Below are 6,833 nucleotides of genomic sequence, written 5' to 3'. Positions count from 1 at the left end.
ATTTGGACTTCTCCTCTGTGAACTGAATCGTTTCATCACTCTTCAGTTTGGCACATTTGATGCCGTAAGGGGAGGAGTCCATTCCATTGCCCTACGACTATCCACTTACTATCATCACGGTAAATCACAAGTGAAATTTACGAGATCATCATCGTAAGCCGTAACGTAGGGCGGATTGTAATCCGTCGCATGAGATCATTAAATACCCAGAAAAATACCCGCACCGTAAACCACGCACACATGCGGCGCATTACAATGCGTCTTACACCTATCTATTTGCGACTATCGCGCTGAAGTTTTACAATTCGCCAGATTATTGCTATGCCCAATTACCGACGCGCCTGGCATCCGGGTGGTACATATTTTTTCACCGTCAATTTACTGCAACGCTCCGGCAATGATTTGCTTGTTCGCCACATTTCGGCATTGCGTGAAGCTGTTCGCAGCGTTCGTCAGCAATATCCTTTTCACATTCATGCCTGGGTAGTGTTACCGGATCATCTACATTGCGTGATTGAATTACCGGAAGAGGATAGTGATTTCGCATTGCGCTGGCGTCTGATCAAAACTTATTTTTCCAAATCCCTGCCCAAAACCGAATGGCTGACAAATGTCCGTGCAAGCCGTAACGAAAGGGGTATCTGGCAAAGACGTTATTGGGAACACCTGATACGCGACGAAGCAGATTTTGCTGCCCATATGGATTACGTACACATCAATCCGCAAAAACATGGCCTCGTGAAAAGCGTATCAGACTGGCCGTACTCAACTTTTCATCAACTGGTAAAACAAGGTGTCTATCCAATCAACTGGGCTGGCGGCGAAGACGTATTTTTAAAATATAAAGACTGAAATCACAACAATCTCATCTCCAATGAATTTACCGTAACGTAGGGCGGATTGTAATCCGCCGCATGTGACCATCAAATACTCAGGGAAATACCTGCACCGTGCACCACGCGCACATACGGCGCATTACTATGCGCCTTACGACTATCCACTTACTATCATCACGGTAAATCGCGAGAGAAATTTACGGCACGATAGTCGTAAACAAATACACCGCAAAAATTACGCAATGAATAGTTCCCTGCATGATGGTGGTGCGCCCTGTCCCCAGCGAGATGGTGGTGATCATCAGTGACAATAACAGCAGTATCATCGACTTGGCGTCCAGCCCCAGGGTCAGTGACCAGCCTGTGGTCAGTGAGATCACGGCCACCACCGGTATCGTCAGGCCTATGCTGGCCAGGGCAGAACCAAGCGCCAGGTTGATACTGGTTTGCAGGCGGTTGGCGCGGGCAGCACGAAAAGCCGCGACACCTTCCGGCAACAACACCACGATGGCGATGATGATACCAACCAAGGCCTGGGGTGCACCAGCGGCAGCGACAGCATGCTCCAGCGTCGGGGCCAGTGACTTGGCCAGCAATACGACTACGCCCAGGCACAGCATCAACAAACCGGCACTGGCCCAGGCCACGCCATTGCTGGGCAGGGCAGCATGCACTTCTTCATCGGCAGCGGCTTCTGCAGGCAAAAAATAATTGCGGTGACGCACGGTTTGCACCAGTACAAAAGTACCATACAAGACCAGTGACACGACAGCGATAAAAGCCAGCTGGCTGGGGCTGTAGACTGGCCCGTGTGCAGTCGAGGTAAAGTTGGGTAAGACCAGGGTCAGGATGGCGAGTGCGGCCAGCGTTGCCAAAGAAGTGCTGGCACCTTGCAGGCTGAAACTTTGCTCCTTGTGCAGGCTGGCACCAGCCAGCAAACACAGGCCTATGATGCCGTTGAGAATAATCATGATGGCGGCAAATACGGTATCACGCGCCAGGCCAGAGGTGGCTTCACCGCCTGCCAGCATGAGCGAGACGATCAGGGCGACTTCAATCAGAGTCACCGCCAGGGCCAGCAAGAGTGTGCCAAAGGGTTCGCCTATTTTGTGTGCCACCACTTCAGCATGATAGACAGCAGTCAGCACACCGCCAAACAAGGCGATGGTCAGCAAGATAGCATAGAGTGGTGCGGTAATCAGCAAGCCGCCGCCGAGGATAAACCAGGCAGCAAAAGGCATGATGATGGACCAGCGCGGCAGTGTGGCAGAGTTAGTCATGCTTGCTCCTTGTTGTTACTATCTGATTGAGTTTTAATGACTTCATTGGCAGTTGGCCTCGGTGCTGCTGGCTTCCACTACGCCATAACGACTTTGCACCATGTGCACACCCTGCGCAGTTGGGCGTAACACCAGCATATGACTGAAACTGCTTTCACAAAATTCTTTCATGGCGGGTGCACCCAGGGCCGTGGCAATGGCGGGTACAGTATTGCCATGCCCCACCACCAGCACCACGCCACTGCTGGCACGCACTGCCGTCACCACTTCATTGATATGTTCTGCACCGCGCTTTGCACCCAGCACCTGCGGCGTAATATTTCTGGCCTGTGCCAGTGGCAGCGCTGTTTCACGCGTGCGCTTGAACTGGGTAGTGTAGATACTGCTCACACCGCTATATTGCAAAGCCGTTGCCAAAGCCTGCGCCCGCGCCTGTCCAAGTGCAGACAAGGCCGGATCAGCCGGATTGTCTGCCGCTTTTTCAGCATGACGGACCAGGATAATCAACTCAGGCTCTGCCTGTACCTTGAGAGGGGACAATAAGCTGCAGCACAATACAAGCAATATGGCGATGGATTTTGGCATGGATACCCTAAAGGAAAATAAATTGTGACGTTTCCGTCCCATGAATTTTACTACGTCAGCATGGTATGCTTGCGCTATCTGTCACAGGCAGGATTATTTTCATGAAATTACCTGGTAATAAGGCTCTATTTGCGATTTCCATACTGGCTGGCACGCTGGCCATTGTAGGTATGGCAGCCTACTCACGCCTGGAAACGGCAAAACCTGCTACACAGGCCGATGAAAAAATAGTGGTGCCTGCCACCCATCATCTTTATGGGCAAATCCATGTGAGCGAGCAAATCACGCCGGAAAATATTGCTGCACTCAAACAGCAGGGCATACAAAACATCATCGCCATGCGTCCGGACGGTGAGGCTCCCAATCAGGCAAGCGCCGCAACCATAGAAAGAAATGCAGTGGCTGCCGGGTTGAAGTTTACTTATATACCCATACCGCACGGTGATATACCAGATGCCAGCATAAGCGCTCTGCAGCAAGCCCTCGATAAAAATGAGGGCCCGGTATTGCTGTATTGCCGCAGCGGCAGCCGCGCTGCCCGCACCTGGAGCCTGGTTGAAGCATCGCGCGCTGGTGGCATGGATGCCGCCACGATATTGTCTACCGTCAAATCTGCCGGCTTAAAGGCAGATGATCTGGAAGCCTTGATACAGAAGCGTATTGCTGCCCGGGGTGAGGGTAGTAAGTCATGAGCGATGGTACTGAATTGAACTCGGGATTGAATACTGAACAGCAAGCTACACCCAAGACTGCCCTCAGCTCATGGCAAATCCTGGGTAAAGCCTTGCTAGTCATTTCGGGCCTGGCACTGGGTGCTGTGCTTGGTATTTTCATTTGCCTGTCTGCGGGCTTGATGGACCTTTGTTGAATTTTCTGACACACGCTTACATTCACACTGGATGCAGTGCAGATTCCTCTCTCCAGCTCTACACTAATCCCTCATGCTAACTACCCTGCGTCATATCACGTTGCTGGCGATATCCATCCTGCTCTTCCTCGTCAGCCCTGCCCATGCCGATGCGCTGGATGATGCGATACAGGCGGAGATGCAGCGCCAGCAAATACCTGGCCTGGGTCTGGCAGTGGTCAAAGATGGCAAGATCGTGCGTGAGCAAGGCTATGGCTGGGCCAATCTGGAACATCAGGTTGCTGTCAGTGAAAAAACCATTTTCCAGTCAGGTTCGGTGGGCAAGCAATTTACTGCGGCGCTGGTACTGTTGCTGGAAAAAGATGGCAAGCTCAAGCTGAATGACCCTATATCGAAGTACCTCAAGAATACCCCAGCCATCTGGAAAAATATCCGCATCCATCATTTGCTGAGCCATACATCAGGCCTGCGCGATGCCGAAGAAAAAGTCAATTTGCGCCACGATTACCGTGACCAGGATCTGATCAGGATAGCCGCCTCGGTGCCGCTATTGTTCCAGCCTGGTGAGAAATGGTCTTACAGTAATACTGGCTACCATTTGCTGGGTTTTATTTGCAACCAGGTGGGTGGCAAGTTTTATGGCGAGCAGTTACGCGAAAGAATTTTCCAGCCCCTGGGCATGCAGACACGCATCATCAATGAACGCGACATCATCATGCACAGGGCCGCTGGTTATGATGTGGTGGATGGCCAGTACAAAAATCAGGAATGGGTATCGCCCAGCCTCAATACTACAGCCGATGGCAGCCTGTACCTGACTGCGCATGACCTGGCCTTGTGGGATATGGCTTTGCGAGGCGAACAAATACTCAGCACGGCCATGAAGCAGGCCAGCTGGACGCCGGTCAAACTCAACAAGGGTGGCAGCTACCCCTATGGCTATGGCTGGGCCATGTCCACCATGAAGCACTATGCGGTGGTGGAACATGATGGTGCGTGGCAGGGTTTCACGACCCAGTTCAGCCGCTTTATCGAACCAGGTTTGAGCATCATCATACTGAGCAATCGCTCTGACGCATTGCTGGGGCGCGTTGTCGACATTGTCGCAGCCAGCTATCTGCCAGATTTGCAAGGCCCGCATCACCAGCCAGTATCCGGCAGCAAATGAAGCTTGATACAGATATGGCATGCGACCAAGTCAGGAGTTTGCTACTCTTGCCCTGAAAAACTTGTACACCTGATCCAGCTATGCCATGCTAGCAGGCATTCATATCAACGCTACTGCCAGGCCCGCAAGTTCCATGATCAAGCTAATGCGCTATACCAATCTGATACTCCTGGTCTTTGTGGGTTTCGCAACACTCTTCAGCTTTGCCAGTATGAAATACAGTAATGGTGCACAGGCGGGTGGCGCGGTGTTTGGCATTCTCCTGATACTGTCGTTTAATCTTGTGCCCTTGTATGCACTGTCCAGCGACAGCACTTTGCGCCGCCTGCGTTTTGCCAAACGTTATGCATTTGTCAGTTTACTGCTGGCGCTGGCCATCATGATTATCGCATCGGCATCAGGTGAGCAATTCGACATGCCCATCCTGCTGGCACTGGCCATCGTCTATGGCCTGCCCTGGATGTTGAACTTCTTTGCCTTTGACAAAAAAATCCGGGAAATCAGAACCAGGGCCGAGCAAGCCGCCAATACATCAAAAGTCGAAGTCAGCAGCATCACAGAAGATATACGCAACAAGGCCAACTACCTACTGGCGCACTGGCGTGGCGATATGTCGCTGGCCAGGTCTTACTGGATCAATGGACTCTTCATTGGCCATATATTTGTGGGCATGACAGGTGCCTTTCTGGGCGGCATACTGGAAAAATCCGGCGCCTCCTTGCGCGTGATTGCGGGCAGCGTCATCCTCAGTTACTGCATTGTCTACCTGATCTGGCTGTGGGCCATGGTTGGCCTGGCACGTTCTGCCGCCAGGCATCAATCCAGAGGCGGTTCTGCCCTGGTTGCCGTGCTGGCGCAACTGTCAGTGGGATTCAGCATCCTTATCATTGTAGTCAGGCTATTCAATTCACAGATTCCACAATTGCAGGAATTTTTCCTGATAGCCAGCGGCAATGACAGCATGGCGAAAGTGAGCATCACACGCTCCGTAAAAGGGGACATGCTGGCCCTGCGTGGCACCCTGGGCGAAGGCAGCAGTGACAGCTTTGCTGAGTTCATCAAGAGCAGCCCGCAAGTCAAAACACTCATATTGAACTCACCCGGTGGCCGCCTTCTGGAAGCGCAGAAAATTGCTGATCTGCTGAAAACCAAAGGGCTTGATACCTATGTCGAAGAACAATGCGCCAGTGCCTGCACCTATATTTTTTTGGCGGGCAAAGACCGTGCAGCTACCCCCAATGCCAAGATAGGTTTTCATCAACCCAATTTCCCGGGTGTGCATGGACGCGAGAAAGAGCAGGCCACCCAGGCCATGCTGAACAATTATCGACAGGCACGCCTGCCTGAGCAGTTTATCGAGAAAATTGGCCGCACCAGTTCCGACGACATGTGGTACCCCAGCCGTGAAGAATTGCTGGAAGCCGGTGTCATCACCCGCACGTCTTTGGGCGGCGAAGCCAGTGTCACCGCCTATTCAGGCATGACCACACGCGAAGAAGTCATAGCAACGCTGCGCAAGGCCAGGATATGGCGTCTGTATGAACAACGCCAGCCAGGCAAACTGGATGAAGTGGCCGACCTGATCTGGAAAATGAAACAACAAGGGGCAAAGCAACAAGAGCTGCAAAATGCAGTGCAATCACTGATCAAACAAGAATACACAGGCGCGCTGAAAACCGCACCAGATGCACTGCTGGCTGAATATGGCATCTTGCTCGTTGATGGATTGAAAGCCGCCAGCGATATCAGTCCGGAAGCCTGCGCCAAACTCGTCAAAGGCCAGCTCGACATACACCGCACTTTGCCCCCAGACCTCATCACGCGCGATCGCGAACTGATGGAAAAAGTCATCAGCACCAAAGAGCACGGCAAGAGTTACAGCATGCGAACACCAGAATTTGCCAGTGCCGCCACCAGGCTGATGAACTACATGACGCCTTTGCACAAGAAAATCACCGAAGACTTGTCCGCCTATGACAAGCAACCCGCGCTGCAATGCGAAGCCGTCACTGCCCTGTATCAAAACATCCAGCGCCTGAACGAGAAAGACAGGCATGTGGTATTGAGCGGGCTGGTGCAGGCTAAATAGTATGAAT

General features: G+C 52.3%; 7 protein-coding genes. 5 read left to right on the top strand and 2 right to left on the bottom strand.

Annotated elements, in window-relative coordinates; all coding sequences use genetic code 11:
* Nucleotides 1-321: 321 nt before the first annotated feature.
* Entirely contained in the window at nucleotides 322-852 is a 531-nt protein-coding gene (locus tag DFR42_RS17255) for an REP-associated tyrosine transposase (protein ID WP_110256238.1), read from the top strand.
* 181 nt (nucleotides 853-1,033) lie between these two features.
* Here DFR42_RS17255 and DFR42_RS17250 read toward each other — a convergent pair whose 3' ends face one another.
* Entirely contained in the window at nucleotides 1,034-2,116 is a 1,083-nt protein-coding gene (locus DFR42_RS17250; protein WP_110256237.1) for a calcium:cation antiporter, read from the bottom strand.
* 42 nt (nucleotides 2,117-2,158) lie between these two features.
* Nucleotides 2,159-2,701 carry a histidine phosphatase family protein gene (locus DFR42_RS17245; protein WP_170133564.1) on the bottom strand — a complete coding sequence of 181 codons (543 nt, stop codon included), beginning with the start codon at nucleotides 2,699-2,701 and terminating at the stop codon, nucleotides 2,159-2,161.
* 101 nt (nucleotides 2,702-2,802) lie between these two features.
* Between DFR42_RS17245 and DFR42_RS17240 the strand changes: the two genes are divergently transcribed.
* From DFR42_RS17240 to DFR42_RS17225, 4 genes are all read left to right on the top strand, one after another.
* Nucleotides 2,803-3,393, top strand: a complete 591-nt coding sequence (locus DFR42_RS17240) for a protein tyrosine phosphatase family protein (protein ID WP_170133563.1) — start codon at nucleotides 2,803-2,805, stop codon at nucleotides 3,391-3,393.
* Nucleotides 3,390-3,569 (top strand): hypothetical protein, encoded by a 180-nt coding sequence (locus DFR42_RS17235; RefSeq protein ID WP_110256234.1) that lies wholly within the window; start codon nucleotides 3,390-3,392, stop codon nucleotides 3,567-3,569. Before DFR42_RS17240 ends, DFR42_RS17235 begins: the two co-directional genes overlap by 4 nt.
* Nucleotides 3,570-3,642: 73 nt before the next feature.
* Complete coding sequence (locus DFR42_RS17230) at nucleotides 3,643-4,737, top strand: serine hydrolase domain-containing protein (RefSeq protein ID WP_110256233.1); 1,095 nt, start codon at nucleotides 3,643-3,645, stop codon at nucleotides 4,735-4,737.
* Nucleotides 4,738-4,870: 133 nt separating this feature from the next.
* Nucleotides 4,871-6,826, top strand: coding sequence for an ATP-dependent Clp protease proteolytic subunit (locus tag DFR42_RS17225; protein ID WP_170133562.1), 1,956 nt, complete (start codon nucleotides 4,871-4,873; stop codon nucleotides 6,824-6,826).
* The last annotated feature ends 7 nt before the right edge of the window (nucleotides 6,827-6,833 follow it).

The sequence above is a fragment of the Undibacterium pigrum genome (genome assembly GCF_003201815.1).
GTDB lineage: Bacteria > Pseudomonadota > Gammaproteobacteria > Burkholderiales > Burkholderiaceae_D > Undibacterium > Undibacterium pigrum.
The sequence above is the reverse complement of the archived record's forward strand: the minus strand, read 5'-3'. Positions and strand labels throughout refer to the sequence as shown.